This is a genomic window from Pseudacidovorax intermedius (assembly GCF_001476815.1).
GTDB classification, from domain to species: Bacteria; Pseudomonadota; Gammaproteobacteria; order Burkholderiales; family Burkholderiaceae_C; genus Xenophilus; species Xenophilus intermedius_A.
This window is the reverse complement of sequence record NZ_LDSL01000070.1, coordinates 1-25,747: the sequence shown is the minus strand read 5'-3', so window position 1 is coordinate 25,747 and position 25,747 is coordinate 1. Positions and strand designations below refer to the sequence as shown.

Sequence of the window (25,747 nt, the reverse complement as noted above, 5' to 3'; positions counted from 1 at the left end):
GACGGGGTCCGGCGTCCCTGCGCAGCGCCACGCAGCGTGCTGCAGCACGCCAACCTTCTCGGCGAGGCGGCATCGCGGCGGGACGCTATCCTCAGGCCGGCGCCACTTCCTGCCTGCCGATGACCCTGACCCAAAGCCTGCTCCTGATCGCGTTGCTGATTGCCGTCAGCGCCTTCTTCTCCGTCGCCGAAATCTCGCTCGCCGCCGCCCGCCGGCTGCGCCTGCGCCAGCTGGCCGACGATGGGGACGCGCGCGCCCAGGAGGTGATCGCGCTGCAGGAGCAGCCGGGCCACTATTTCACCGTCGTGCAGATCGGGCTGAACGCCATCGCCATCCTGGGCGGCGTGGTGGGCGAAGGCGCGCTGACGCCCTACTTCGCGCGCCTGTTCGAGCTGGCGCTCGACGCCGAGAACGCCCAGCGCGCGGCCTTCACGGCCTCCTTCATCACCATCATCGCGGCCTTCCTGGTCTTCGCCGACCTGTTCCCCAAGCGGCTCGGCATGAGCGATCCGGAGCGCATGGCGATGCGCATCGCCCGGCCCATGCGCTGGCTGATCACGCTGCTGGGCCCCCTCACCTGGCTGTTCACCCGCATGACCGACGGCCTGTTCCGGCTGCTCGGCCTGCCCATGGTGCGCGAGGACAAGATCACCCTGGCCGACATCCTCGCGATGTCCGAGGCCGGCACCCGCGCCGGCGTGCTGGCGGCACAGGAGCACCAGGTCATCGCCAACGTCTTCGAGCTGGACGTTCGCATGGTCAACAGCGTGATGACGCCGCGCGAACGCATCGCCTGGCTGCACCGGGACGATCCGGAGTCGGTGCTGCGCGCGCGCATCGTGGCCGAGCCCTATTCCGCCTACCCGGTGTGCGAGGGCGACATCGACCACGTGTTGGGCTACGTCGACGCCAAGGACATGTTCCAGCGCGTGCTGGGCGGCCAGCCCCTGTCCTTCGACCAGGGGCTGCCGATCCACAAGGCGCTGGTGATTCCCGACCGGCTGACGCTGACCGAGGTGCTGGAGCAGTTCCGCTCTGCGCACGAGGACTTCGCCATCGTGGTCAACGAATACAGCCTGGTGGTGGGCGTCATCACGCTCAACGACGTGATGAGCACCGTGATGGGCGATCTGGTGCCAGCCTCCACCGACGAGCAGCAGATCGTGCAGCGCGACGAGCATTCCTGGCTGATCGACGGCGTCACGCCCATCCAGGACGTGCAGCGCGCCCTGGGCATCGACGAGATGCCGCACGAGGACGAGTACGAGACCCTGGCCGGCTTCCTCATGGTGATGCTGCGCCGCGTGCCGCGCCGCACCGACAGCGTGAGCTGGGCCGGCTTCACCTTCGAGGTGATGGACGTGGACAGCCACCGCATCGACCAGGTGATGGTCACGCGCGGCGGGCCGGCGGCGGCGCAGCCGGAGGCCAAGGCGGCAGCCTGACCCGCGTCGGCGCGATGGCTGCGCCGCCCGCTCAGCCCGTGGCGGTGAGCGGCCGCCCGGGATCGAAGATCCAGTGGCGCTGGTTGGCGAACACCGCGTCCGGGTACGGCGCCCGCCCGCGGCTGCCGTTGTAGCGGCCGAGCGCCATGAAGACGTCGCCGCGCTCGCGGTCCAGGTAGTGGCGCAGGATCACGCAGCCGAAGCGCAGGTTGGTCTGCATGTGGAACAGCACGGATGGATCGCCATTGCCGATCACCCGCACCCAGAAGGGCATCACCTGCATGTAGCCGCGCGCTCCGGCGCTCGAGACGGCGTGCTTGCGGAAGTTGCTTTCCACCTGGATCAGCCCCAGCACCAGGCTGACATCCAGCCCGGCGCGGCGGCTTTCGTACCAGATGGTCTGCAGCAGCTCCTTGCGCGTCTGCCAGTCGGGCACCCGGCGGCGCAGCCGGTCGCCCATGGCGCCCAGCCAGCGCAGGTACTGCAGGCGGCTGGCGAAGTCGTCGAACTCCGGCACCGGCGGCGCGTTGTTGAGGATGGCCGAGCTGAGCGCGGTGCGCACCGCGTCGGCCAGCGGCTCCTCGATCTGGGCGCCGGCATGGGCGGTGGCGGGCAGCCACAGCGGTGCGGCGAGGCTGGCCCAGGATGCCAGGCCCGCGGCGCGCCCCAGGAAGCTGCGGCGGCCGGTCTGCAGGGCGGAGGGCGCCGCAGCACCGGCCGAAACGGCGGCCGCAGCGGTGCCGTCCAGCCCGCCGGCCTGCGCGTCGGCGAAGGCCGGGCGCCGCGTCACACCGCCAGGCGGCCCTTCAGGAAGGCCGCCGCCTCGGCCACCGGCACCTTGGTCGCCGCCGTGTCGCGGCGGTGCTGGTACTCGAACTGGCCCTCCTTCAAGCCGCGGTCGGAGATGACCAGCCGGTGCGGCACGCCGATCAGTTCCCAGTCGGCGAACATGGCGCCGGGGCGCTCGTTGCGGTCGTCCAGCAGCACGTCCACGCCATCGGCCAGCAACTGGTCGTACAGCGCCTCGGCGGCGGCCTTGACCTCGGCGCTGCGGTCCATGCCGATGGGGCACAGCACCACGGTGAATGGCGCCAGCGCATCGGGCCAGATGATGCCGCGCTCGTCGTGGTTCTGCTCGATGGCGGCGGCCGGCAGGCGGGTGATGCCGATGCCGTAGCAGCCCATCTCCAGCGTGCGGGGCTTGCCGTCCTCTTCCAGGAAGGTGGCGTTCATGGCCTGGCTGTACTTGGTACCCAGGTAGAACACATGGCCCACCTCGATGCCGCGTTCGATGGCCAGCACGCCCTTGCCGTCCGGCGACGGATCGCCGGCCACCACGTTGCGCAGGTCGGCCACCAGGTCGGGCTCGGGCAGGTCGCGGCCCCAGTTGACGCCGGTGATGTGGAAGTCGGGCTCGTTGGCGCCACAGATCCAGTCGGCCATCAGTGCCACCTCGCGGTCGGCGACGACCTTGACCGGCTGCCTCAGGTTCAGCGGGCCCAGGTAGCCGGGCTTGCAGCCGAAGTGGGCCTCGATCTCGCCCACGGTCGCGAAGCGGAAGCCGGCCAGGCCGGGCAGCTTGCCGACCTTGACCTCGTTCATGTCGTGGTCGCCGCGCAGCAGCAGCAGCCAGACCTGCGTGCCCTTGACCGCGCCCTTGTCGTCGAGCAGGTCGGTGGCCAGCACCAGCGACTTCACGGTGGTCGCGAGCGGCACGCCCAGCAGTTCGGCCACGTCCTGGCAGGTGGACTTGCCCGGCGTGGCCGTCTTCGTCAGCGGCTTGCCGGCCGCGCCGCGCGGACCGGCGGGCGCCAGCGCCTCGGCCTTTTCCATGTTGGCGGCGTAGTCGCTGTCGGGGCAGTAGACGATGGCGTCCTCGCCCGTGGCGGCGATGACCTGGAATTCCTCGCTCAGGTCGCCGCCGATGGCGCCGCTGTCCGCCGCCACGGCCCGGTAGCGCAGGCCGAAGCGGTCGAAGATGCGGCGGTAGGCCTGGGCCATCACCTGGTAGCTCGCCTTCGCGGCCTCGGGGCTGCGGTCGAAGCTGTAGGCGTCCTTCATGATGAACTCGCGCCCGCGCATCAGGCCGAAGCGCGGGCGGCGCTCGTCGCGGAACTTGGTCTGGATCTGGTAGAAGTTCCGGGGCAGTTGCTTGTAGCTGCGGATCTCCTGCCGGGCGATGTCGGTCACCACCTCTTCGCTGGTGGGCTGGATGACGAAGTCGCGGTCGTGGCGGTCCTTGATGCGCAGCAGCTCGGGCCCCATCTTGTCGAAGCGGCCCGTCTCCTGCCAAAGCTCGGCCGGCTGCACCACGGGCATGGTCATCTCGATGGCGCCGGCGCGGTTCATCTCCTCGCGCACGATCGCTTCCACCTTGCGGATCACGCGCAGGCCCATGGGCATGTACGTGTAGATGCCGGCGCCGAGCTTCTTGATCATGCCGGCACGGGTCATGAGCCGGTGGCTGGCCACTTCGGCGTCGGCCGGGGCCTCCTTGAGTGTGGACACCAGGAAACGGGATGCTTTCATCGACTGCAGGGCAAGAAGCTGGAGGAAGTAAGGCGGCGTGCCGCACGCGGCGCGGGGCCGGGAACTGGGCGGGCCGGCGTCAAGCCCCGGCCAGCATCGATCTATGCATAATCGAACCAGTTCAAAAATTGGGGTTTGATTATGCTTGACCGGGACGGCTTCAGGCCCAACGTCGGCATCATCCTGCTCAACCAGAAAAACCAGGTGTTCTGGGGCAAGCGCATCCGCACCCACTCCTGGCAGTTTCCTCAAGGCGGGATTGATCGGGGCGAGACACCCGAGCAGGCCATGTACCGCGAGCTCCACGAAGAGGTCGGCCTGCTGCCCGACCACGTGCGCATCGTGGCCCGTACCCGCGACTGGTTGCGCTACGAGGTGCCCGACCGCTACATCCGCCGCGACGCCCGCGGCCATTACAAGGGCCAGAAGCAGATCTGGTATCTGCTGCAGCTCGTGGGGCACGACTGGGACCTGAACCTGCGTGCCACCGACCATCCCGAATTCGACGCCTGGCGCTGGCACGACTACTGGGTCCCGCTGGACGTGGTGGTCGAGTTCAAGCGCGGCGTCTACGAGATGGCGCTGACCGAACTGGCCCGCTTCCTGCCACGGCCCGACATGCGCAACCGCTTCCTGCGGGGCAGCATGCGCGGCCGCGAGGGCGAGCACCGCGACCGGCCGGCCCATGCGCCGCTGACCGTGGCCGCCACCCCCACCTTCGAATTGCCGCCGGGGGCCTGCTTCGACCCCGACCCCAACACCGCCAACGACCATGCCCCGCAGCCCGACACATCGCCCTCCAACCCGCAGTCGCTGGGCACGCCTCGCTGAGGCGGCGCGCCGCGCGGCGCTGGGTCTGACCGGCGCCCTGCTGCTGGGCACGGCGCAGGCGCAGCTGGTCGACAACCCCGACTGGAAGGAATCCGAAGCCCCGCCGCCGCCGGCCTACGACCTCAAGCGCGCGCTGGAGATCGACATGCCGGCGTACATGACGCTCAAGTTCGGCGTCGATCCCAAGACCATCGTCATCACGCCCGACGGCGTGGTGCGCTACGTGGTGGTGGCATGGCGCGAAGGCGGCAACGCGGTCAATGCCTTCTACGAGGGCGTGCGCTGCGCGACCGCCGAGTACAAGACCTATGCGCGCTCGTCCGGCAGCGGCTGGCGGCCGGTGGACAACCCCGAGTGGAAGCGCATCGGCGACCGCAACTCGGTCTACACCGCCGAACTCGCGCAGCAGGCCCTGTGCCGCGGCCGGGCGCCCCGCGCCAGCGTGTCGGACATGGTGCGCGAACTCAAGCGCCCGGAAATCCTGCTGTACTGAAGACGCCGCGCGCGCCTGCTCCGGCGCTGCGCGGCGATGTGCCGGCCCGGTGGCGTCGCTGGCCGCCGGCGCGCAGCCGCCCGCTCACATCAGGACCATGTTGTCCCGGTGGATCATCTCGGGCTCCGCAGAATAGCCCAGCAGCCCTTCGATCTCGGAGGAGGCGCGCCGGCACAGCAGCCGGGCCTCGGCCGCCGCATAGTTGGCCAGGCCGCGCGCCAGTTCCACGCCATCGGCATCACGCACCGCGATCACGTCGCCGCGCGAGAAACCGCCCTCGACGGCCGTCATGCCGATGGGCAGCAGGCTCTTGCCCTCGGCGCGGACCTTGTGCGCCGCGCCGGCATCCACCACCACCGCGCCGCGCAACTGCAGATGGTCGGCCATCCAGCGCTTGCGGGCCTGGTGCTTGGCGGTGTCGGCGACCAGCAGCGTGCCGATGGCCTCGCCCTGCGACAGCCGCATCAGCGCATCGGGCTCGCGGCCCCAGGCGATGACGGTGGAAGCGCCCGAGCCCGCCGCCCGCTTGGCCGCCAGGATCTTGGTCAGCATGCCGCCACGGCCGATGCTGGAGCCGGCACCGCCGGCCATGAGTTCCAGCGCCGGATCGCCCGCCCGGGCCTCGTGCACGAAGGTCGCGTCCGGGTTCTTGCGCGGGTCGGCGGTGTAGAGGCCCTTCTGGTCGGTCAGGATGACCAGCGCATCCGCATCCACCAGGTTGGCGACCAGGGCGCCCAGCGTGTCGTTGTCGCCGAACTTGATCTCGTCGTTGACGACGGTGTCGTTCTCGTTGATGACCGGCAGCACGCCCAGGCCCAGCAGCGTCAGCAGGGTGGAACGGGCGTTGAGGTAGCGCTCGCGGTCCGCCAGGTCGGCATGGGTGAGCAGCACCTGGGCGCTGCGCAGGCCGTTCTCGCGCAGCTTGTTCTCGTACATGTGGGCCAGGCCCATCTGGCCGACGGCGGCGGCGGCCTGCAGTTCGTGCACTTCCTTGGGCCGCACCGCCCAACCCAGGCGCTTCATGCCTTCGGCGATGGCGCCGCTGGACACCATCACCAGTTCCCGCCCATCGCGCACCAGCGCGGCCAGCTGCCGGCACCATTCGCCGATGGCCTGCTCGTCCAGCCCCCGGCCTTCGTCGGTGACGAGGCTGGAGCCCACCTTGACCACGAGGCGGCGCGCATCGCGCAGGACGGGGGACGAGAAGTTGCGGGTCATGGAGCGGGGATCGTTCGGCGCCGGGCGCCACGGACAAAGGCGGACGGGAAGCGGCGGTCAGTCCTGCGGCGAGGCGAAGCGGGGATCGACGTACTCCGGCGGCTGCTCGGCCTTCTGTTGCGCCTTCACGTGCTGGTAGATGGCCTGCATCAGCGGCTCGCAGCCCTCGCGCGTGAGCGCGGAGATTTCGAACACCGGGCCCTTGAAGCGCAGGCGCTTGACGAAGTCCTTGACGCGGGCGGCGCGCTCCTCGACCGGGATCATGTCCAGCTTGTTGAGCACCAGCCAGCGCGGCTTGTCGTAGAGGCCCTGGTCGTACTTCTTGAGCTCGCCCACGATGGCCTTGGCCTGGGCGACCGGGTCCACACCCTCGTCGAAGGGCGCCACGTCGACCACGTGCAGCAGCAGCCGGGTGCGCTGCAGGTGGCGCAGGAAAAGGTGGCCGAGGCCGGCCCCTTCGGAGGCGCCTTCGATCAGCCCCGGCAGATCGGCGATGACGAAGCTCTGCTCCGGCCCCAGGCGCACCACGCCCAGGTTGGGATGCAGCGTGGTGAAGGGATAGTCGGCGATGCGCGGCCGGGCGTTGGAGACGGCGCTGATCAGCGTCGACTTGCCGGCGTTGGGCATGCCCAGCAGGCCCACGTCGGCCAGCACCTTGAGCTCGAGCTTGAGGCTCTTGCGCTCGCCGGGCCAGCCGGGCGTCTTCTGCCGCGGCGCGCGGTTGATCGACGACTTGAAGCGCAGGTTGCCGAAGCCGCCGTCGCCGCCCTTGGCGATGGTCACCGGCTCGCCGGGCACCAGCAGTTCGCACACCACCTCGCCCGTCTCGGCGTCGCTGATGATGGTGCCCACGGGCATGCGCAGCGTGACGTCGTCGCCGGCGGCGCCGAACATGTCGGAGCCCATGCCATGCTGGCCGCGCCGGGCTTCGTGCCGGCGCGAGAACCGATAGTCGACCAGCGTGTTGAGGTTGGGATCGGCCACCGCGAAGACGTGGCCGCCGCGGCCGCCGTCGCCGCCGTCGGGGCCGCCGAATTCCTTGTACTTCTCATGGCGGAACGACACGCAGCCGTTGCCGCCATCGCCAGCGGCGATGTCGATGAAGGCTTCGTCGACGAACTTCATGAGGGCAGTTTACAAATGATGAAGTCTCCGGAGGGAGACACAAACGATGAAGCCCCGGCAAAGCGGGGCTTCACGCGGAAGGAGCGGGAGTCGCTCAGACCGGGGTGATGTGCACGACGTGCTTGTTCAGCGCGCCACGCATGCCGAACGACACGCGGCCATCGACCAGCGCGAACAGGGTGTGGTCCTTGCCCACGCCCACGTTGTCACCGGCGTGCAGGCGCGTGCCGCGCTGACGCACGATGATCGAACCGGCGCTGATCACTTGGCCGCCATAGGCCTTCACGCCGAGCATCTTGGGCTTGGAATCGCGCCCGTTTCGCGTAGAGCCGCCGCCTTTTTTCTGTGCCATGGTGTCCTGCTCCTGGGCTTAGCCGGCAATCGCGCCGATCTGCAGTTCGGTGAACTGCTGGCGATGGCCTTGGCGCTTTTGATAATGCTTACGGCGACGCATCTTGAAGATGCGCACCTTGTCATGCTTGCCATGGGACAGCACCGTGGCCGTCACCGTGGCGCCGGACACCAGGGGCGTGCCGACCTTGATCGCGCTGCCGTCGCTGACGGCGAGCACCTGGTCGATCACGATTTCCTGGCCAACGTCCGCAGCAATCTGTTCTACCTTAATTTTTTCGCCGGGAGCAACGCGATACTGCTTGCCACCGGTTTTTATGACCGCGTACATGGATAACCTCTTGGAAAGATTCTCCGCGGCGAATCCGCGAAGCTCTCCATGATAGCACGGCTTTGGCCGACACGCATCTTTCGCGGTGTGCGGCCCAATATCGCTCTCGCGCGCTCCCTATAATTCCCGCCGCTCGACCGACTGAGCTCGACCGATCGACCTTCGCGCATTGCGCTCGCCGTCTTGTCTTCCCTCCCCGCCAGCCCACCCTCCCAGAACTTCGCCGCGCTCGAACTCGTCGCCAGCGACATGGCGGAGGTCGACCGGGTCATCGACGCGCGCCTGTCCACCGGCGTGCCGCTGGTCAGCCAGGTGTCGCGCTACATCATCGCGGCCGGCGGCAAGCGCCTGCGGCCGGTGCTGCTGCTGCTCATGAGCCGCGCGCTGGGCTGCGAGGGCGACCAGCGCTTCAACCTGGCGGCGGTGGTCGAATTCATCCACACCGCGACGCTGCTGCACGACGACGTGGTGGACGAGTCCACGCTGCGCCGCGGCCGCCCGACGGCCAACGAATCCTTCGGCAATGCCGCCAGCGTGCTGGTGGGCGACTTCCTCTATTCGCGCGCCTTCCAGATGATGCTGGACGCCGGCGAGATGCGGGTGATGGAGGTGCTGGCCGAGGCCACCAATGTGATCGCCGAGGGCGAGGTGCTGCAGCTCATGAACATGGGCGACGCCTCGCTGGACGAGCAGGCCTACCTGCAGGTGATCCGCTCCAAGACGGCCAAGCTGTTCGAGGCCAGCACCCGCCTGGCCGCCATTCTGGCCAAGGCGCCGCCCGCGCTGGAAGAAGCCTGCGCCACCTACGGCCAGGCCCTGGGCACCGCCTTCCAGGTGGTGGACGATGTGCTGGATTACGCCGGCGACGCAGCCGAGACGGGCAAGAACGTGGGCGACGACCTGCGCGAGGGCAAGGCCACGCTGCCGCTCATCCTGGCGATGAAGCACGGCAACGCCGAGCAGGCCGCCATCGTGCGCAATGCGCTGGAGACCGGCGACGTGTCCCAGCTGGCGCGCGTGGTGCAGGTGGTGCGCGAAACGGGCGCCTTGGAAGCCACGCGCGATGCCGCGGCCCGCGAGGCGCAGCGCGCGATCGCCGCACTCGAAACGCTGCCTTCGAATATTTATGCGAAAGGTATGCTACAGTTAGCGGCTCAGCTTCTTGAGCGCCGCACCTGAGGTGCTCCAGGAAGCCTGAAAAAACGGGGTGTAGCTTAGCCTGGTAGAGCGCTACGTTCGGGACGTAGAGGCCGGAGGTTCGAATCCTCTCACCCCGACCAATTTTTTGTCGCCCTGGTGGCGACCGCCGAAGAGCCCCACGCCGTGGGGCTTTTTTCGTTGGCTCCGCGCGACGCTCGAAGCAGCCCGCGCATGGCGAAGGAATGTTGCATGATGTGTTATTTGCAACCAATGTACATTCCCGTCACGGTCGTTCATGATCGTGTGTAGTCCCTTGCCCCCGCCTTCGCCGCATGGCCGCCGCCGACCCTCTCCTCCGTGACACCGCCGCAGCCGCCGTCGCGCTGCCCGGCGTGGCGCGGGCGCTGGTGTCGGCCGGCTTGCTGGAAGCGCGCGCGGCGCAGCAGATCTACCAGCGCTCGCAAAGCGGACGCACCAGCTTCATCGCCGAGCTGACCGGCACCGGCCAGGTGCTGCCGCGCGAGCTGGCGCATGCACTGTCCGCCACCTTCTCGACGCCGCTGCTGGACCTGGACGCGGTGGATCCGCAGCGCCTGCCCAAGGGCCTGCTCGATCCGCGCCTGTGCGAGTCCTACCGCATCGTGGTGCTGGCCAAGCGCGGCAACCGGCTGGTGGTGGCGACGGCCGACCCCTCCGACCAGCAGGCCGCCGAGAAGATCAAGTTCGCCTCCCAGCTCGGCGTGGACTGGGTGGTGGCCGAATACGACAAGCTGCTGCGCCTGGTCGAGGCCCACCAGGCCGCCGCGGACGATGCCGTCGACAGCATCGTCGGCCCCGACATCGAGTTCGACGACCTGGCGGCCGAGCCCGTCGATGCGCCCGACACCTCCGCCGCGGCCGACGTGGAGGACGCGCCGGTGGTGCGCTTCCTGCACAAGATGCTGCTGGACGCCTTCGCGATGCGCGCGTCGGACATCCATTTCGAGCCCTACGAGCACAACTACCGGGTGCGCTTCCGCGTCGACGGCGAACTGCGCGAGATCGCCAGCCCGCCGGTGGCCATCAAGGACAAGCTGGCCTCGCGGATCAAGGTGATCTCGCGCATGGACATCTCCGAGAAGCGCGTGCCGCAGGATGGCCGCATGAAGCTCAAGGTCAGTGGCGACCGCGTGATCGACTTCCGCGTCAGCACGCTGCCCACGCTGTTCGGCGAGAAGATCGTGATCCGGATCCTGGACCCGGGCAGCGCCCGCCTCGGCATCGACGCCCTGGGCTACGACGCCGACGAGAAGGAGCGGCTGCTGGCGGCCATCGGCCGGCCCTACGGCATGATCCTGGTCACGGGGCCGACCGGCTCGGGCAAGACGGTGTCGCTCTACACCTGCCTGAACCTGCTGAACAAGCCCGGCGTGAACATCGCCACGGCCGAGGACCCGTCCGAAATCAATCTGCCGGGCGTGAATCAGGTCAACGTCAACGACAAGGCCGGACTGACCTTCGCCTCCGCCCTGCGCGCCTTCCTGCGCCAGGACCCGGACATCATCATGGTGGGCGAGATCCGCGACCTGGAAACCGCCGACATCGCCATCAAGGCGGCGCAGACGGGGCACCTGGTCCTGTCGACCCTGCACACCAACGATGCGCCGACCACGCTGACGCGCATGCGCAACATGGGCATCGCGCCGTTCAACATCGCCTCCAGCGTGATCCTGATCACTGCCCAGCGGCTGGCGAGGCGGCTGTGTCCCCAGTGCAAGCAGCCGGCCGACATTCCGCAGCAGGCGCTGCTGGATGCAGGCTTCCGGCGCGAGGCACTGGACGGCAGCTGGACGCCGTACCGCCCCGTCGGCTGCAGCGCCTGCAGCAGCGGCTACAAGGGCCGCGTCGGCATCTACCAGGTGATGCCGATCTCGGAAGAAATCCAGAAGATCATCCTGCGCGACGGCAGTGCGCTCGAGATTGCCGCCCAGGCCGAGCGCGAGGGCGTGCGTTCGTTGCGCAAATCGGGCCTGCAGAAGGTGCAGCAGGGCGTCACGTCGCTCGAAGAGGTTCTGGGCGTCACCAACGAATAGACTCGGGCGCGCGCCCACCGGAGTTGCCATGGCCACAGCCGCCCAGAAACGAACCCCCGCCCGCCCTGCCACGCAGAAGGAATTCCTCTACGAATGGGAGGGCCGTGACCGCAACGGCAAGACCGTGCGCGGCGAAATGCGCGCCCTGGGCGAGAACCAGGTGCAGGCCAGCCTGCGGCGCCAGGGGGTGCTGACCACCAAGATCAAGAAGCGCAAGCTGCGTTCGGGCAAGTCCATCAAGCCGCGCGACGTGGCGGTGTTCACCCGCCAGATGGCGACCATGATGAAGGCCGGCGTGCCGCTGCTGCAGGCCTTCGACATCGTCGGGCGCGGCAACAGCAACCCCAACATGGCGCGGCTGCTCAACGACATCCGCACCGACGTGGAGACCGGCACCTCGCTGTCCTCGGCCTTCCGCAAGCACCCCAAGTACTTCAACACCCTCTACTGCAACCTGATCGAGGCGGGCGAGGCGGCGGGCATCCTGGAAGAGCTGCTGGACCGGCTGGCGCTCTACATGGAGAAGACCGAGGCGATCAAGTCCAAGATCAAGTCGGCGCTGATGTACCCGACGGCGGTGATCGTGGTGGCCTTCGTGGTGGTCACGATCATCATGCTGTTCGTGATTCCGTCCTTCAAGCAGGTGTTCACCTCCTTCGGGGCGGACCTGCCGGCGCCGACGCTGTTCGTGATCGGCATGAGCGAATTCTTCGTCAGCTACTGGTGGCTGATCTTCGGCGTGCTGATCGGCGGCGGCTACTTCACGCTGCAGGCCTGGAAGCGCAACGAGAAATTCCAGCAGGCGGTGGACCGGCTGCTGCTGCGCCTGCCGATCTTCGGTGCGCTGATCGACAAGTCCTGCGTGGCGCGCTGGACGCGCACGCTGTCCACCATGTTCGCCGCCGGCGTGCCGCTGGTGGAAGCCCTCGACTCGGTGGGCGGCGCCTCGGGCAACTCGGTCTATGCCAAGGCCACCACCCGCATCCAGCAGGAAGTGTCCACCGGCACCAGCCTGACCACGGCCATGACGGGCGCCAACCTGTTCCCGCCCATGGTGCTGCAGATGACGGCCATCGGCGAGGAGTCCGGCTCCATCGACCACATGCTGGGCAAGGCCGCCGACTTCTACGAGCAGGAGGTCGACGCCATGGTGGCCGGCCTGTCGAGCCTGATGGAGCCGATCATCATCGTGGTGCTGGGCGTGGTCATCGGCGGCATCGTGGTGTCGATGTACCTGCCGATCTTCAAGCTGGGCCAGGTGGTCTGATGGGGTCTGCGGCGCTGGACGCCGGTTTGGCCGGCCTGGTCGGCCTGCTCATCGGCAGCTTCCTGAACGTGGTGATCCACCGCCTGCCGCGCATGATGTACCGGGGCTGGCTGGTGGACGCCACCGCCAACCTGGCGCCGCAGCCGGGCCTGCCCAGCCTGTGGTCGCTGGTCTTCGGTCCCGGCAGCGCGCCGCCCGGCCGGCTGGAGCAGGAGGCCGAAGCCGCGCTGGCGCAGGTGGACGCCCTGCCGGCCTACGACCTCGCCCGCCCGCGCTCGCGCTGCGGCCACTGCGGCCACGGCATCCGCTGGTACGAGAACATCCCGGTGCTGAGCTGGCTGGTGCTGCGCGGCCGCTGCAGCGCCTGCCGGGCGCCCATCGGCATCCGCTACCCGCTGGTCGAGCTGGCCACCGGCGCCCTGTTCGCCCTGTGCGGCTGGCGCTTCGGCCTGAGCCTCACCGGCGTGCTGTGGGCCGCCTTCTGCGCGCTGCTCGTGTGCCAGTTCGTGATCGACCTCGACACCCAGCTGCTGCCGGATTCGCTCAACTACCTGCTGCTGTGGCTGGGCCTGGGCGGCGCCGCCTTCGGCCTGACGGGCGTGGCGCCGGCCTCGGCCATTCTGGGCGCGGTGTTCGGTTACCTGAGCCTGTGGGTGGTCTACCAGCTCTATCGGGCGGCGACGGGCCGCGAAGGCATGGGCTACGGCGACTTCAAGCTGCTGGCCGCGCTGGGCGCGTGGCTGGGCGCCTCCTACCTGCTGGCACTGATCCTGGTGTCGTCGCTGGTGGGCGCGGTGCTGGGCGTGGCGCTGGTGCTGGGCGGCCGGCTGGCCAACCGGCACGTGCCGATCTCCTTCGGCCCCTTCCTGGCGGGCGCCGGGCTGCTGTGCCTGGTGGCAGGCCCGGCCGCGGTGCGGGCGTGGCTGCCCTTCGCCTTCCCGCTCGGCCTTTGAGCGGACGCGCCACCCGCATGCTGCGCATCGGCCTCACCGGCGGCATCGGCAGCGGCAAGAGCACCGTGGCGGCCCAGCTGCAGGCGCTGGGCGCCGGCCTGGTGGACACCGACGCCATCGCCCGCCAGCTGACGGCGCCCGGCGGCCGCGCCATGCCGGCCATCGCCGAGGCCTTCGGCACCGAGGCGGTGGCGGCGGATGGCAGCCTGGACCGCGAGCGCATGCGCGCTCTGGCCTTCGGCGACCCCACGGCCAAGGCAAGGCTGCAGGCCCTGCTGCATCCCCTGATCGGCGAGGAATGCGAGCGCCAGGCGGCCGCCCACGGGGACGTGCCGGCCCTGGTGTTCGACGTGCCGCTGCTGGTCGAATCGCGCCGCTGGCGCGAACGGGTCGACCGCGTGCTGGTGATCGACACCAGCGAAGACACGCAATTGCGCCGCGTCGTCGCCCGCTCGGGCTGGCCGGCGGACACGGTGCGCGCCGTCATCACGCAACAGGCGACGCGGGCCGAGCGGCGCGCCGTGGCGGACGCCGTGATCCACAACGAGGAACTCGGGCTGGACGACCTGGCTCTGAGCGTCCAGTCGTTGTGGCAGCGCTGGGTCAGCCTCGGCTTGCGATAATCCCGCGTTGCTCCTTCGCGACCCGCCCACCTCGGGGTGGGCATCACAACGCAGAGACGCGCGCAGGACAGATGGCCCCGCCTCGATGGCGCACAAGAAGCCCCACCCCCGATGCTTTTCAATTCCTACGCGTTCATCTTCGTCTTCTTCCCGCTGGTGCTCGCGGGCTTCTTCCTGATCGGATGGCGCAGCGCGCGGGCGGCCGCGGGTTTTCTGGCACTCGCCTCGCTGTTCTTCTACGGCTGGTGGAGCCTCGAGGCGCTGCCGCTGCTGCTGGGCTCGATCTGCATGAACTACTGGTTCGGCCTGCAGCTCACGCCGCAGGACGGGCGCACCGACCGGGGCCGCAAGCGCATGCTGATCCTCGCGCTGACGGTCAACCTGGCGCTGCTGGGGGTGTTCAAGTACGCCGACTTCTTCCTCGGCAACGTCAACGAGGGCCTGGCCGAGGCCGGCATCGCGCCGCTGCCGCTGCTGCACGTGGCATTGCCCATCGGCATTTCCTTCTACACCTTCACGCAGATCGCCTTCCTGGTGGACGCATGGCAGGGCAAGGTGCACGAGCGCAGCTTCGTGCACTACGTGCTGTTCGTCACCTACTTCCCGCACCTGATTGCCGGCCCGGTGCTGCACCACGCGCAGATGATGCCGCAGTTCGCCAACCCGGCGACCTACCGCGTGGACACCAACAAGCTCGCGCTCGGCCTGGCGATCTTCAGCTTCGGCCTGGCCAAGAAGCTGCTGATCGCGGACCGCATGGGCGAGTACGCCGACATGGTGTTCCACGGCGTGCAGGGCGGCACCATCCCCACGCTGGGCAGCGCCTGGTTCGGCGTGCTGGCGTACACGCTGCAGATCTACTTCGACTTCTCGGGCTACTCCGACATGGCGGTGGGCATCGCGCTGTGCATGGGCGTGAACCTGCCGCTGAACTTCGCCTCGCCGTACAAGTCGACCAGCATCATCGAGTTCTGGCGCCGCTGGCACATCTCGCTGTCGACCTTCCTGCGCGACTACCTCTACATCCCGCTGGGCGGCAACCGCAAGGGCGAGGCGCGGCGCTACCTCAACCTCTTCCTCACGATGCTGCTAGGCGGCCTGTGGCACGGCGCGGCCTGGACCTTCGTGCTGTGGGGCGCCCTGCACGGCGCCTACCTCACGCTGAACCACCTGTGGGTGGCGAAGGTGCGCCGCCACCGCCCGCCCAGCAAGTGGACGCTGCCGCTGCGCTGGCTGGTCACATTCCTGTGCGTGATGGTCGCCTGGGTGGTCTTCCGCGCCGACAGCATGACCACCGCCATGCACATCTACAAGGGCATGCTGGGGCTCAACGGCGTGTCGATGTCCGCGTTCTCGGAATTCACCATTCCCTACCGCAAGCCGGAGTTCTTCCAGACCATGTTCCTGGGGCTGTTCATCTGCCTCGCACTACCGCCGACGATCAGCCTGCAGCGCTGGGTGCCGATGGTGCCGGCGTTGGCGGGGCGTCCGCGCCTGTCGGCCTGCGTGACCGTCTGCACGGCGCTGGTGACGGTGGTGCTGCTGGGCCTGTCGATCTCGCGCCTGGGCACCTACAGCCCCTTCCTGTACTTCCAGTTCTGAGCGGGTGGCGATGCACAAACCCGCGCGGATCTGGCTCGGCGTTTTCACGGCGGGCTTTGCCGTCATCGTCGCGCTGTTCCTGGTCACCCTGTTCACCCAGCCGGCGGAGGGCGGGCTGACGCGCATTGGCCGCGTGTCCGAGACGGCCTTCGGCTGGCGCTCGGTGCCGCCGCCCATCCCGATGACGGCGGTGCGCGGCTGGGAACCGGCCGAGGCGGACATCCTGGTCATCGGCGACAGCTTCTCGATGTACTACGCCTGGCAGTCGCCGCTGGTGGCGGCCGGCTACAAGGTCGCGACCACGCACTGGGACCGCACGGGCCCGCTGTGCACCGACTTCCCGGCGTGGCTGCAGTCGATCGGCTTTCACGGCCGCCTGGTCATCCTGGAGAGCATCGAGCGGCTGCTGCCGGAGCGCCTGGAGCAGGCCCAGGCCTGCGCGACGATGGCGCGCCGCCCGCTCAAGTCGCTGCCCGTGCCCACCGGGAGCCCCTCTCAGCCGCCGCCGCCGCGCCGCCTCAACTGGACGTCGCCGCTGATGACCGGCCTGGTCACCTGGCGCAACACGCGGCAGATCGTGCGCACCGACGGCGTGGTGGACGTGGAGCACGAGCGCTTCGGCGACTACATCTTCTCCAGCCCGGTGGCCGAGGGCTGCCGCCAGTTCAGCAGCCCGGTCTGTGACAAGAGCCTGTTCCTCACGGCCGACCGCACCAACCGCGAACTGCAGCCGGCCGACGCCGACTTCATGGCCGCCTTCGCCCGCCGCGCCGCCCCGGTGCAGGTGATGTGGATGGTGGTGCCCAACAAGACAACCGTCTACCTCGACACCCGCAACGCGCGGGCCTTCGCCGACCGCGCCGATGCGCTGGGCATAGGCCCCGACCTGTTCGCCATGGCCCAGGCACAGCGCCTGAACATCATCGACCTCTACTGGCCCAACGACACCCACTGGTCGATGCAGGGCCAGGTCTACTTCGGCGGCCGCATGCGCGAGGCCGTCCAGGCCGCGCTGGCCGTCCCTTCTTCCCGAGAGCGTCCATGAACAACGCCGCGATCTGGCTTCGCACCTTCCTCGTCGGTTTCCTGATCGTCAGCGCCATGCTGGTGGTGACGCTGTTCACGGCCGTGCCCTACGGCGACCTCACGCGCATCGGCCGCCTGTCGGACGACGAGTTCGGCTGGCGCCAGCCGGCGCCCGCCGCCCCGCCGGCCGAAGCGCTGGTGTCCTCGCCGCTGAAGGACGCCGACATCTTCGTCGTCGGCGACAGCTTCTCGATGACGCTGTACTGGCAGTCCACGCTGGTGCGGGCCGGCTACAAGGTCGCCACGCTGTACTGGGGCCAGGTCGGTTACCTGTGCGGCGATTTCTCGCAGTGGCTGCACAACGCCGGTTTCCGCGGCAAGCTGGTGATCGCCGAGAGCGTGGAGCGCCTCCTGGACGAGCGGGTGCGCAAGGGCGCCGAGTGCAAGACCATGGGCAAGCCGCCCGAGATCAAGCCCACGCCCTTCATCCGCCCGCTCGCCGGCGTGCCGGACCTGGGCCTGAACTGGACCGCCAAGCTCACCACCGGCCTCATCACCTGGCAGAACATGCGCGAGGTGCGCGCTGCCCACACCGACCTGCAGTTCGGCGACGAGACCCAGGTACGCTTCGTTCCCGAGGGATGCAAGCAGTTCTCGCACCGCATGTGCGACCGGGCACTGTTCTTCAAGGACGACCTGAACAACGGCCCGCTCACGACGCAGACGCTGGACCTGATGGCCCGCTTCACCCGCTCGCAGACGGTGCCGATCCTGTGGATGGTCATTCCCAACAAGACCACCGTGTACCTCGATCCGGACTACTCGGCCGCCTTCGTGAAGGGCCTGCGCGACAGCGGCCTGGGGCCTGACCTCTTCGGCTACGCCCAGGCCGCGCGGCACCAGGTGGTGGACCTGTACTTCCCCAACGACACCCACTTCTCCATGCACGGGCAGTACGCCCTCGGCGACATCATGCTCAAGGCGGTGCAGGCCCGCCTGGGCACGCCGTCGGCACCTTGAAACATTGCGCACCCTGCGCGCCACGTGACATCGCGGCAACTATGATGTCGCGAAGGAGCCCCCCAGAGACGTGATCCTCTACGAATATCCCTTCAACGAGCGCATCCGGACCTATCTTCGGCTCGAGCACCTGTTTCGCCGCCTGGGCGAACTGGTGCCCTCGGACTCGGCGCTGCACCACCATTTCGCGCTGCTGACCATGTTCGACATCATGGACGTGGCCGGCCGCGCCGACCTCAAGTCCGAGGCCCTGCGCGACCTCGAGAAGCAGAAGGCCGTGTTCAACGGCTACCGCGGCAATCCCGCCATCCAGGAGTCGCTGCTCGATGCCTTCGTGCAGCAGCTCGACCGTGCCTTCCAGTCGCTCAACAATGCCACCGGCAAGGCCGGCCAGGCGCTGACGGAGAACGAGTGGCTGATGGGCATCCGCAGCCGCGCGGGCATTCCCGCCGGCACCTGCGAGTTCGACCTGCCGGCCTACCACGCCTGGCAGAACCGCCCGCCGACGGAGCGCCGGGCCGACCTGCAGCGCTGGGCGAGCAGCCTGTCGCCGCTGGCCGAGGCCGTCTTCCTGCTGCTCAAGCTGCTGCGCGATGCCGACATGCCCTACCGCGTGATCGCCACCGGCGGCCAGTTCCAGCAGACGCTGCCGCAAAGCCGCAGCTTCCAGCTGCTGCGGCTGCGCATCGACCCGGCGCTGGCGGTGGTGCCGGAGATCAGCGGCAACCGCCTGATGGTGTCGGTGCGCCTGATGCGCCAGGACGACCAGGGCCACCTGCAGCCCAGCACCGAGGACGCGCCCTTCGAGCTGACGCTGTGCGCCTGAGGGGGTGGCGATGAACTCTGTCGACAAGAAGAAGTCCGCGAAATCCGGTGTCCGCCTGGTGCCCTGTCCCGCCTGCGGGCAGGACAGCGTCTACGCGCCCGAAAACCGCTTCCGCCCCTTCTGCAGCGCCCGCTGCAAGGGCATCGACCTGGGGGCCTGGGCCAGCGAGCAGTTCCGCATGCCCACCGACGCGCCGCCGGACGACGAGCCTTTCGGCGACCCGCGGCTGCAGAGCTGAGCGGCGCCGGCGCCTGGTCAAGGCGCGCAGCTTCAGCCAGAACGCGCCGCCGCGCGGCGCCGTGAATCGGGCTCAGCCGCCGGCGAGCACCGGGCCCGAGAGGCCGCGCTCTTCCGCCAGCCACTGCAGCACGGGCATGGCGCCCGGCAGCACCGGCGTCACGGTGAGCGGCAACTGCTGCCAGCACATGGCCTGGCCTTCGCGCATCTCGAAGTCGCCGGACCACTCGAACACCTTGCACCAGTGCAGCCGCACCAGCGCATGCGGGTAGTCGTGCTCGGTCACGCGCCAGACCGCGGCACCAGCGATGGTGATGCCGAGCTCTTCCTGCAGTTCGCGGCGCAGCGCCTGCTCGACCGTTTCGCCGGCCTCGATCTTGCCGCCCGGAAACTCCCAGTAGCCCGCATAGGGCTTGCCTTCGGGCCGCGTCGACAGCAGCAGGGCGCCATCCGGCCCGATGAGCACGCCGACGGCGACCTCGGTGTGCTTGCGCGGCGCCGGCGTGGCGCTCGCGTCCGTCTCTGCCGAAGGCATGGCCGACGTGCCGCTCATGCGGCTCATGCCGCCATCCTGCCGGCGAAATCGCGGGCGAACTGGTAGGCCACACGCCCGCTGCGCGAGCCGCGCTCCAGCGCCCACACCAGCGCCTGGGGCCGCGCCGCCTCGACGGTGGCGGCATCCAGGCCGAAGGAGGACAGCCACTGCGCCACGATCGCCAGGTACTCGGCCTGCGAAAAGGGATAGAAGCTCACCCACAGGCCGAAGCGCTCGGACAGCGAGATCTTCTCCTCCACCACCTCGCCGGGATGCACCTCGCCATCCTCCGTGTGCGTGTAGCTGAGGTTCTCCTTCATGTACTCGGGCAGCAGGTGGCGCCGGTTGCTGGTCGCGTAGATCAGCACGTTGGGCGTGGCCGCAGCCACCGAGCCGTCGAGGATGGACTTGAGCGCCTTGTAGCCCGGCTCGCCCTCGTCGAAGCTCAGGTCGTCGCTGAAGACGATGAACTTCTCGGGCCGGCCCGAGACCACCTCCACGATGTCGGGCAGGTCGGTGAGGTCGGACTTGTCGACCTCGATCAGCCGCAGGCCCTGCGGCGCGAACTCGTGCAGGCAGGCGCGCACCAGCGAGGACTTGCCGGTCCCGCGCGCGCCGGTCAGCAGCACGTTGTTGGCCGGCCGGCCTTCGACGAACTGGCGCGTGTTGCGCGCGATCTTCTCCTTCTGGCCATCGATCTCCTTGAGATCGCCCAGCGCCATCGCCGCCACGTGGCGCACCGGCTCCAGCCGGCCGTGGCCGGAACTGCGCCGCCGGTAGCGCCAGGCGATGGCGGCATTCCAGTCGGACGGCGCGCCCAGCGGCTGGGGAAGCACGGACTCGATGCGGTCGATCAGTTGCTCGGCCCGTTCGATCAGGCGCTCGAATTGCTCGTTCATGGCGGCGGTGCGGCGGGCAGGCGCCCGCACGGGGTCAGGAGCGGTAGTCCGCGTTGATGGAGACGTAGTCGTGGCTCAGGTCGCAGGTCCAGACGGTGTCGCTGGCCTCGCCGCGGCCCAGGCCGATGCGCACCACGATCTCGCTCTTCTTCATCACGCGCTGGCCGTCTTCCTCGCGGTAGTCGGGATGGCGGCCGCCACGGGTGACGACGTGCACGTCGTCCAGGTGCAGTTCGATCAGGGTCTGATCCAGGTCGGCGATGCCGGCATAGCCCACGGCCGCGAGGATGCGGCCGAGATTGGGGTCGCTGGCGAAGAAGGCCGTCTTGACCAGCGGCGAGTGGGCCACGGCATAGGCCGCCTGCCGGCATTCGGCGGCGTTGCGGCCGCCTTCCACCTGCACGGTGATGAACTTGGTCGCCCCCTCGCCGTCGCGCACGATGGCCTGCGCCAGGTCGCGCGCCACCGCCTGCATGGCGGCCAGCAGAGCCTGGCCGTCCGCGCTGTCCAGCGTATCGATGGCCGGGCCGGTCTTGCCGGTGGCGATGACGACGAAGGAGTCGTTGGTGGAGGTGTCGCCGTCGATGGTGACGCGGTTGAAGGAGCCCTCGGCCAGCGTGCGGGCCAGCGGCTGCAGCAGGGCCGGCGCGATGCGCGCATCGGTCGCCAGGAAGCCGAGCATGGTCGCCATGTTGGGCCGGATCATGCCGGCGCCTTTGCTGATGCCGGTGACGGTCACCGTTGCACCGCCCAGCGTCACCTGGCGGCTGAAGGCCTTGGGCACGGTGTCGGTGGTCATGATGCCTTCGGCGGCGCGGCCCCAGTGCGCCTCGGACGCGTCGTCGAGCGCAGCGGGCAGGCCGGCGGCGATGCGGTCGTTGGGCAGCGTCTCCATGATCACGCCGGTGGAGAAGGGCAGGATCTGCTCTGGCGCCACGTTCAGCAGGCGGGCCAGGGCGATGCAGGTGGAGCGGGCGCGCACCAGGCCGTCGTCGCCCGTGCCCGCGTTGGCGTTGCCGGTGTTGATCACCAGCGCGCGCACGCCGAAACCCGCGGCCAGGTGCTCGCGGCAGACCTGCACGGGAGCGGCGCAGAAGCGGTTCTGCGTGAACACGCCGCCGACGGCGCTGCCCTCGTCGAGCAGGAACACGGTCAGGTCCTTGCGGTTGGCCTTGCGCACGCCGGCTTCGGTGACGCCGATGCGCACGCCGGGCACCGGATGCAGTTGGGCAGGATCGGGGGCGGTCAGGTTCACGGGCATGGAAGGTTCCTGAAGGGATCGGACGCGAATTGTGCGGACCGCCCCATGCCACGCCGATGACGGCGGGCCGGGCGATCCAGGCGAGGGCTCAGTTGGCGATCAGCTCAGCTTGCCGTGGCACTGCTTGTACTTCTTGCCGCTGCCGCAGGGGCAGGGATCGTTGCGGCCCACGCGACCGGCGGCCACTGCGGCAGCCACGGCGGCGGCCGCGGTCTGGCTGGCCGCGGCGGTGCTGCGCACCTCCGGCTCGCCCGTCTCGGTCGGCGCGGTGTAGGTGATGTTGGAGATGGCCTCGGCACGGCTTTCCATGTCGTCGGCCGCCTGCTCGATCTGCTCGGCCGACTGGATGCGCACCAGCATCAGCTGGCGGGTGACTTCGTTCTTGACGGTGTCCAGCAGCTGGCCGAACAGCTCGAAGGCCTCGCGCTTGTATTCCTGCTTGGGCTGCTTCTGCGCATAGCCGCGCAGGTGGATGCCCTGGCGCAGGTAGTCGAGCGAGGAAAGGTGCTCGCGCCAGTTGCTGTCCATGGCCTGCAGCAGCACCATGCGCTCGAACTGCGTGAACTGCTCGCGGCCGACCAGGGCCACCTTGGCCTCGTAGGCCTCGTTGGCGGCCTTGACCACGCGCTCGACGATGTCCTCGTCGGTCATGGCTTCGGCGGCCTCGACCTCCTGCACCAGCGGCAGTTCCAGGCCCCAGTCCGCGGCCAGCACGCGCTGCAGGCCGGGCAGGTCCCACTGCTCTTCCACCGACTCCGCCGGCACGTACTGGCGCACCAGGTCGGTGAAGCAGCCTTCGCGCAGCGCGTCGATCTGGGCCGACAGGTCGCCCGCGTCCAGGATCTCGTTGCGCTGCTGGTAGATGACCTTGCGCTGGTCGTTGGAGACGTCGTCGTATTCGAGCAATTGCTTGCGCACGTCGAAGTTGCGCGCCTCGACCTTGCGCTGCGCGCTCTCGATGCTGCGAGTGACGATGCCGGCCTCGATGGCCTCGCCATCGGGCATCTTCAGGCGGTCCATGATTGCGCGCACGCGGTCGCCCGCGAAGATGCGCATCAGCTGGTCGTCCAGGCTCAGGTAGAAGCGCGAGGAGCCGGGGTCGCCCTGACGGCCCGAACGGCCACGCAGCTGGTTGTCGATGCGGCGGGACTCGTGGCGCTCGGTCGCGATGATGCGCAGACCGCCCAGCGTGCGCACGAACTCGTGCTCCTTCTTCCAGCCTTCGCGCAGCTCGTCGATGCGCGCCTGTTTGGCCGCGGCATCCAGCGACTCGTCGGCCTCCACGGCCTCGATCAGCTTCTCCACGTTGCCGCCCAGCACGATGTCGGTGCCGCGGCCCGCCATGTTGGTGGCGATGGTGATCATCTTGGGCCGGCCGGCCTGGGCGATGATGTCCGCCTCCCGCGCGTGCTGCTTGGCGTTGAGCACCTGGTGCTCCAGGCCCGCCTGGGTCAGCAGCCCGGAGATGATTTCCGAGTTCTCGATCGACGAGGTGCCCACCAGCACCGGCTGGCCGCGCTCGTGGCATTCGCGGATGTCGGCAATGGCCGCCTCGTACTTCTCGCGCGTGGTCTTGTAGACGCGGTCGAGCTGGTCGTCGCGCTTGCTCGGCCGGTTGGGCGGGATGATGACCGTCTCGAGCCCATAGATCTCCTGGAACTCGTAGGCCTCGGTGTCGGCCGTGCCCGTCATGCCGGCGAGCTTGCCATACAGGCGGAAGTAGTTCTGGAAGGTGATCGAGGCCAGCGTCTGGTTCTCGGCCTGAATCTCCACACCTTCCTTGGCTTCCACGGCCTGGTGCAGGCCATCGCTCCAGCGGCGGCCGCTCATCAGGCGGCCGGTGAATTCGTCGACGATGACCACCTCGCCGTCCTGCACCACATAGTGCTGGTCGCGGTGGTACAGGTGCCGCGCCCGCAACGCGGCGTTCAGGTGGTGCATCAGCGTGATGTTGGCCGGGTCGTAAAGCGACGCGCCGTCCGGCAGCAGGCCGGCCTGGCTCAGCAGCTGCTCGGCCTTCTCGTGGCCGTCTTCGGTCAGGAAGATCTGGTGCGCCTTCTCGTCCACCGTGAAGTCGCCCGGCTTGGTGATGCCCTCGCCGGTGCGCGGATCTTCCTCGCCTTCCTGGCGGGTCAGCAGCGGTGCGACCTGGTTGATCGCCAGGTACATCTGCGTGTGGTCCTCGGCCTGGCCGCTGATGATCAGCGGCGTGCGGGCCTCGTCGATCAGGATCGAGTCCACCTCGTCGACGATCGCGAAGTTCAGCTTGCGCTGCACGCGATCGGCCGGCTCGTACACCATGTTGTCGCGCAGGTAGTCGAAACCGTACTCGTTGTTGGTGCCGTAGGTGATGTCGGCGCCATACGCCGTCTGCTTCTCTTCCTTCGGCATATTGGGCAGGTTGATGCCCACCGTCAGGCCGAGGAAGTTGTAGAGGCGGCCCATCCAGGTCGCGTCGCGCGTGGCCAGGTAATCGTTCACCGTGACCACGTGCACGCCGTTGCCCGTCAGCGCATTCAGGTACACCGGCAGCGTGGCCGTGAGCGTCTTGCCCTCGCCGGTGCGCATCTCGGCGATCTTGCCCTGGTGCAGGGCCATGCCACCGATGAGCTGCACGTCGAAGTGCCGCATCTTCATCACGCGCTTGGAGGCTTCGCGCACCGTGGCGAAGGCTTCGGGCAGCAGATCGTCGAGCGATTCGCCCTTGGCCAGGCGCTCCCGGAACTCCTGCGTCTTGCCGCGCAGCGCCTCGTCGTCGAGCTTCTCGAACTGCGGCTCCAGCGCGTTGACGCGTTCGGCGTTCTTTCGATACTGCTTCAGGAGGCGGTCGTTGCGGCTGCCGAATAGGCGGGTGAGGAAGTTCGTGGCCATTGGATGCTGGATCGGCGCGCGCTTCGAGCGGACTCGAGAAACGGCGGGTCGGAAAGCCTAAGATAGTGGTTGAGTTGGGGGCTCCGGCGGACCTTCCAAGCAGAAGACCCACCGCACCTTCCCCGACATGCCTTGCCGGCTGAAAGCCGGCAAACAGGGCATTTTAGAGCTTGTCCATGACCCGACGTTCCCACGCCATCACCGTGCTGCAAGCCAGCGAAGATTCACCTGCGCTGGCGGGGCTGATGGGCCGCGTGCGCGACAGCCAGTCGCGGCTGAAGGCCATTCAGCCGCTGGTTCCCCCAGCCATGTTCGGTGCACTTCAAGCCGGTCCCGTCGAGGATGGCAGCTGGTGCCTGCTGGTGCGGGGCAATGCGGTGGCGGCCAAGCTGCGGCAGATGGTGCCGATGCTGCAGGCGCATCTCCGGTCGAAGGGATGGGAAACGACGGCCATCCGGATCAAGATTTCCACGGGCGGTTGAGTCCGGCCCTGGGCTGTCGTGGACATCTTTGAGCGGCGATCACAGAAGTGCGCGCAGCAAGCGATAGCTGATCGGATCAACGGACGGCTTTGCGGTCGGTTCTCCGTCCCGTACGCCCAACGTCGGCGGGGAGATGGCTGCGCTGACGCTGGACGTTTATCAAGCGACTGGCTGCCTAGGAGTCGTGATGCCGAGCCACGGCGGCATGTTAGGAGCGTCGAAGATGTGCCGACGCGCGCATGGCGCCGCTTGGCACAGCAGATGGCCGACGCACCAGCGTTTGAATGCCACGCGCCCAAGGCGCTCAGATGTTCAACTTGCTGAAGCAAGGCCGGGCGCCCAGTCCTTGTTGGGGGCATGAATGGACTGCCTGCTGCGGGGCAGCTCGCCGCGCGTTGTTCTGCGGCACGCCCGTTGCGACGAGCGCTTTAAGGAACGTCGCATTGGCGCAGCTGTCGCGAGTGCCATATCTGTGGTGGGAGCATGTCGCTTGTGCAAGCAATTCGTGGCTACCGTTCTAGAGGCGAATTCCTGCTCTCATCTTGGCGGCGGATGCTGCATTTGCATCTGGTGCACCTTCATTTCCTTGCGCGCCAAAACAAAAAGCCCC

General features: G+C 68.5%; 24 protein-coding genes and 1 tRNA gene. 15 read left to right on the top strand and 10 right to left on the bottom strand.

The annotated features are described in order from the left end of the window. The first annotated feature begins 119 nt into the window (after window positions 1-119). Window positions 120-1,445, top strand: coding sequence for a polyamine export protein PaeA (gene paeA / locus NS331_RS12070; RefSeq protein ID WP_058642238.1), 1,326 nt, complete (start codon window positions 120-122; stop codon window positions 1,443-1,445). Between the two features lie 31 nt (window positions 1,446-1,476). Here paeA and NS331_RS12065 read toward each other — a convergent pair whose 3' ends face one another. After that, window positions 1,477-2,139 carry a lytic transglycosylase domain-containing protein gene (locus NS331_RS12065; protein WP_058642279.1) on the bottom strand — a complete coding sequence of 221 codons (663 nt, stop codon included), beginning with the start codon at window positions 2,137-2,139 and terminating at the stop codon, window positions 1,477-1,479. Window positions 2,140-2,231: 92 nt separating this feature from the next. Next, window positions 2,232-3,974 carry a proline--tRNA ligase gene (locus tag NS331_RS12060; RefSeq protein ID WP_058642237.1) on the bottom strand — a complete coding sequence of 581 codons (1,743 nt, stop codon included), beginning with the start codon at window positions 3,972-3,974 and terminating at the stop codon, window positions 2,232-2,234. A 141-nt stretch (window positions 3,975-4,115) separates the two neighbouring features. On the opposite strand from NS331_RS12060, the gene NS331_RS12055 reads away from it, so the two are divergent. Together NS331_RS12055 and NS331_RS12050 are read left to right on the top strand one after the other, a co-directional pair. Further along, window positions 4,116-4,805 carry an RNA pyrophosphohydrolase gene (locus tag NS331_RS12055; protein ID WP_058642236.1) on the top strand — a complete coding sequence of 230 codons (690 nt, stop codon included), beginning with the start codon at window positions 4,116-4,118 and terminating at the stop codon, window positions 4,803-4,805. Next, window positions 4,747-5,298 carry a CNP1-like family protein gene (locus tag NS331_RS12050; RefSeq protein WP_082702423.1) on the top strand — a complete coding sequence of 184 codons (552 nt, stop codon included), beginning with the start codon at window positions 4,747-4,749 and terminating at the stop codon, window positions 5,296-5,298. Before NS331_RS12055 ends, NS331_RS12050 begins: the two co-directional genes overlap by 59 nt. Window positions 5,299-5,382: 84 nt before the next feature. Here NS331_RS12050 and proB read toward each other — a convergent pair whose 3' ends face one another. From proB to rplU, 4 genes are all read right to left on the bottom strand, one after another. Next, window positions 5,383-6,516, bottom strand: a complete 1,134-nt coding sequence (gene proB, locus NS331_RS12045; protein ID WP_058642235.1) for a glutamate 5-kinase — start codon at window positions 6,514-6,516, stop codon at window positions 5,383-5,385. A gap of 57 nt (window positions 6,517-6,573) precedes the next feature. Beyond that, on the bottom strand, window positions 6,574-7,641 hold the full coding sequence (gene cgtA / locus NS331_RS12040) for an Obg family GTPase CgtA (RefSeq protein ID WP_058642234.1): 1,068 nt from the start codon (window positions 7,639-7,641) through the stop codon (window positions 6,574-6,576). A gap of 94 nt (window positions 7,642-7,735) precedes the next feature. Continuing rightward, a complete protein-coding gene (gene rpmA, locus NS331_RS12035; RefSeq protein ID WP_058642233.1) occupies window positions 7,736-7,993 on the bottom strand; it encodes a 50S ribosomal protein L27 in 258 nt (85 codons plus the stop codon). Between the two features lie 18 nt (window positions 7,994-8,011). Then, complete coding sequence (rplU, locus tag NS331_RS12030) at window positions 8,012-8,323, bottom strand: 50S ribosomal protein L21 (protein WP_058642232.1); 312 nt, start codon at window positions 8,321-8,323, stop codon at window positions 8,012-8,014. A 249-nt stretch (window positions 8,324-8,572) separates the two neighbouring features. On the opposite strand from rplU, the gene NS331_RS12025 reads away from it, so the two are divergent. The 11 genes from NS331_RS12025 to NS331_RS11975 all read left to right on the top strand — a co-directional run bounded on the left by NS331_RS12025 (window position 8,573) and on the right by NS331_RS11975 (window position 19,090). After that, entirely contained in the window at window positions 8,573-9,502 is a 930-nt protein-coding gene (locus NS331_RS12025; protein WP_082702422.1) for a polyprenyl synthetase family protein, read from the top strand. Window positions 9,503-9,526: 24 nt separating this feature from the next. Then, window positions 9,527-9,603: transfer RNA gene (locus NS331_RS12020), tRNA-Pro, on the top strand. 192 nt (window positions 9,604-9,795) lie between these two features. Beyond that, window positions 9,796-11,535, top strand: coding sequence for a type IV-A pilus assembly ATPase PilB (gene pilB, locus NS331_RS12015; protein WP_058642230.1), 1,740 nt, complete (start codon window positions 9,796-9,798; stop codon window positions 11,533-11,535). A gap of 28 nt (window positions 11,536-11,563) precedes the next feature. Beyond that, window positions 11,564-12,802 (top strand): type II secretion system F family protein, encoded by a 1,239-nt coding sequence (locus NS331_RS12010; protein ID WP_058642229.1) that lies wholly within the window; start codon window positions 11,564-11,566, stop codon window positions 12,800-12,802. Continuing rightward, entirely contained in the window at window positions 12,802-13,755 is a 954-nt protein-coding gene (locus NS331_RS12005; RefSeq protein ID WP_058642228.1) for a prepilin peptidase, read from the top strand. Before NS331_RS12010 ends, NS331_RS12005 begins: the two co-directional genes overlap by 1 nt. Before the next feature lie 17 nt (window positions 13,756-13,772). After that, complete coding sequence (coaE, locus tag NS331_RS12000) at window positions 13,773-14,378, top strand: dephospho-CoA kinase (protein ID WP_058642227.1); 606 nt, start codon at window positions 13,773-13,775, stop codon at window positions 14,376-14,378. Between the two features lie 111 nt (window positions 14,379-14,489). Continuing rightward, window positions 14,490-15,980, top strand: a complete 1,491-nt coding sequence (locus NS331_RS11995; protein WP_058642226.1) for an MBOAT family O-acyltransferase — start codon at window positions 14,490-14,492, stop codon at window positions 15,978-15,980. Between the two features lie 10 nt (window positions 15,981-15,990). Next, the gene (locus tag NS331_RS11990) at window positions 15,991-17,025 is read left to right on the top strand and encodes a hypothetical protein (RefSeq protein ID WP_058642225.1); all 1,035 of its coding nucleotides are present in this window, start codon (window positions 15,991-15,993) and stop codon (window positions 17,023-17,025) included. After that, entirely contained in the window at window positions 17,022-18,026 is a 1,005-nt protein-coding gene (locus NS331_RS11985) for an alginate O-acetyltransferase AlgX-related protein (RefSeq protein ID WP_058642224.1), read from the top strand. The genes NS331_RS11990 and NS331_RS11985 overlap by 4 nt, the downstream gene beginning before the upstream one ends. A gap of 70 nt (window positions 18,027-18,096) precedes the next feature. Beyond that, window positions 18,097-18,852: a cell division protein ZapD gene (gene zapD, locus NS331_RS11980; RefSeq protein ID WP_058642223.1), complete on the top strand. Its 756-nt coding sequence runs from the start codon at window positions 18,097-18,099 to the stop codon at window positions 18,850-18,852. 10 nt (window positions 18,853-18,862) lie between these two features. Next, window positions 18,863-19,090, top strand: coding sequence for a DNA gyrase inhibitor YacG (locus NS331_RS11975; RefSeq protein ID WP_058642222.1), 228 nt, complete (start codon window positions 18,863-18,865; stop codon window positions 19,088-19,090). A 72-nt stretch (window positions 19,091-19,162) separates the two neighbouring features. Here NS331_RS11975 and NS331_RS11970 read toward each other — a convergent pair whose 3' ends face one another. From NS331_RS11970 to secA, 4 genes are all read right to left on the bottom strand, one after another. Beyond that, a complete protein-coding gene (locus NS331_RS11970) occupies window positions 19,163-19,642 on the bottom strand; it encodes an NUDIX domain-containing protein (protein ID WP_082702421.1) in 480 nt (159 codons plus the stop codon). A gap of 5 nt (window positions 19,643-19,647) precedes the next feature. Further along, a complete protein-coding gene (locus NS331_RS11965) occupies window positions 19,648-20,523 on the bottom strand; it encodes an ATP-binding protein (RefSeq protein WP_058642221.1) in 876 nt (291 codons plus the stop codon). Between the two features lie 34 nt (window positions 20,524-20,557). Then, window positions 20,558-21,784 carry a bifunctional glutamate N-acetyltransferase/amino-acid acetyltransferase ArgJ gene (argJ, locus tag NS331_RS11960; protein WP_058642220.1) on the bottom strand — a complete coding sequence of 409 codons (1,227 nt, stop codon included), beginning with the start codon at window positions 21,782-21,784 and terminating at the stop codon, window positions 20,558-20,560. 99 nt (window positions 21,785-21,883) lie between these two features. After that, window positions 21,884-24,655, bottom strand: coding sequence for a preprotein translocase subunit SecA (gene secA / locus NS331_RS11955; RefSeq protein ID WP_058642219.1), 2,772 nt, complete (start codon window positions 24,653-24,655; stop codon window positions 21,884-21,886). Between the two features lie 176 nt (window positions 24,656-24,831). On the opposite strand from secA, the gene NS331_RS11950 reads away from it, so the two are divergent. Beyond that, window positions 24,832-25,137 carry a hypothetical protein gene (locus tag NS331_RS11950; protein WP_058642218.1) on the top strand — a complete coding sequence of 102 codons (306 nt, stop codon included), beginning with the start codon at window positions 24,832-24,834 and terminating at the stop codon, window positions 25,135-25,137. Window positions 25,138-25,747 lie beyond the last annotated feature (610 nt).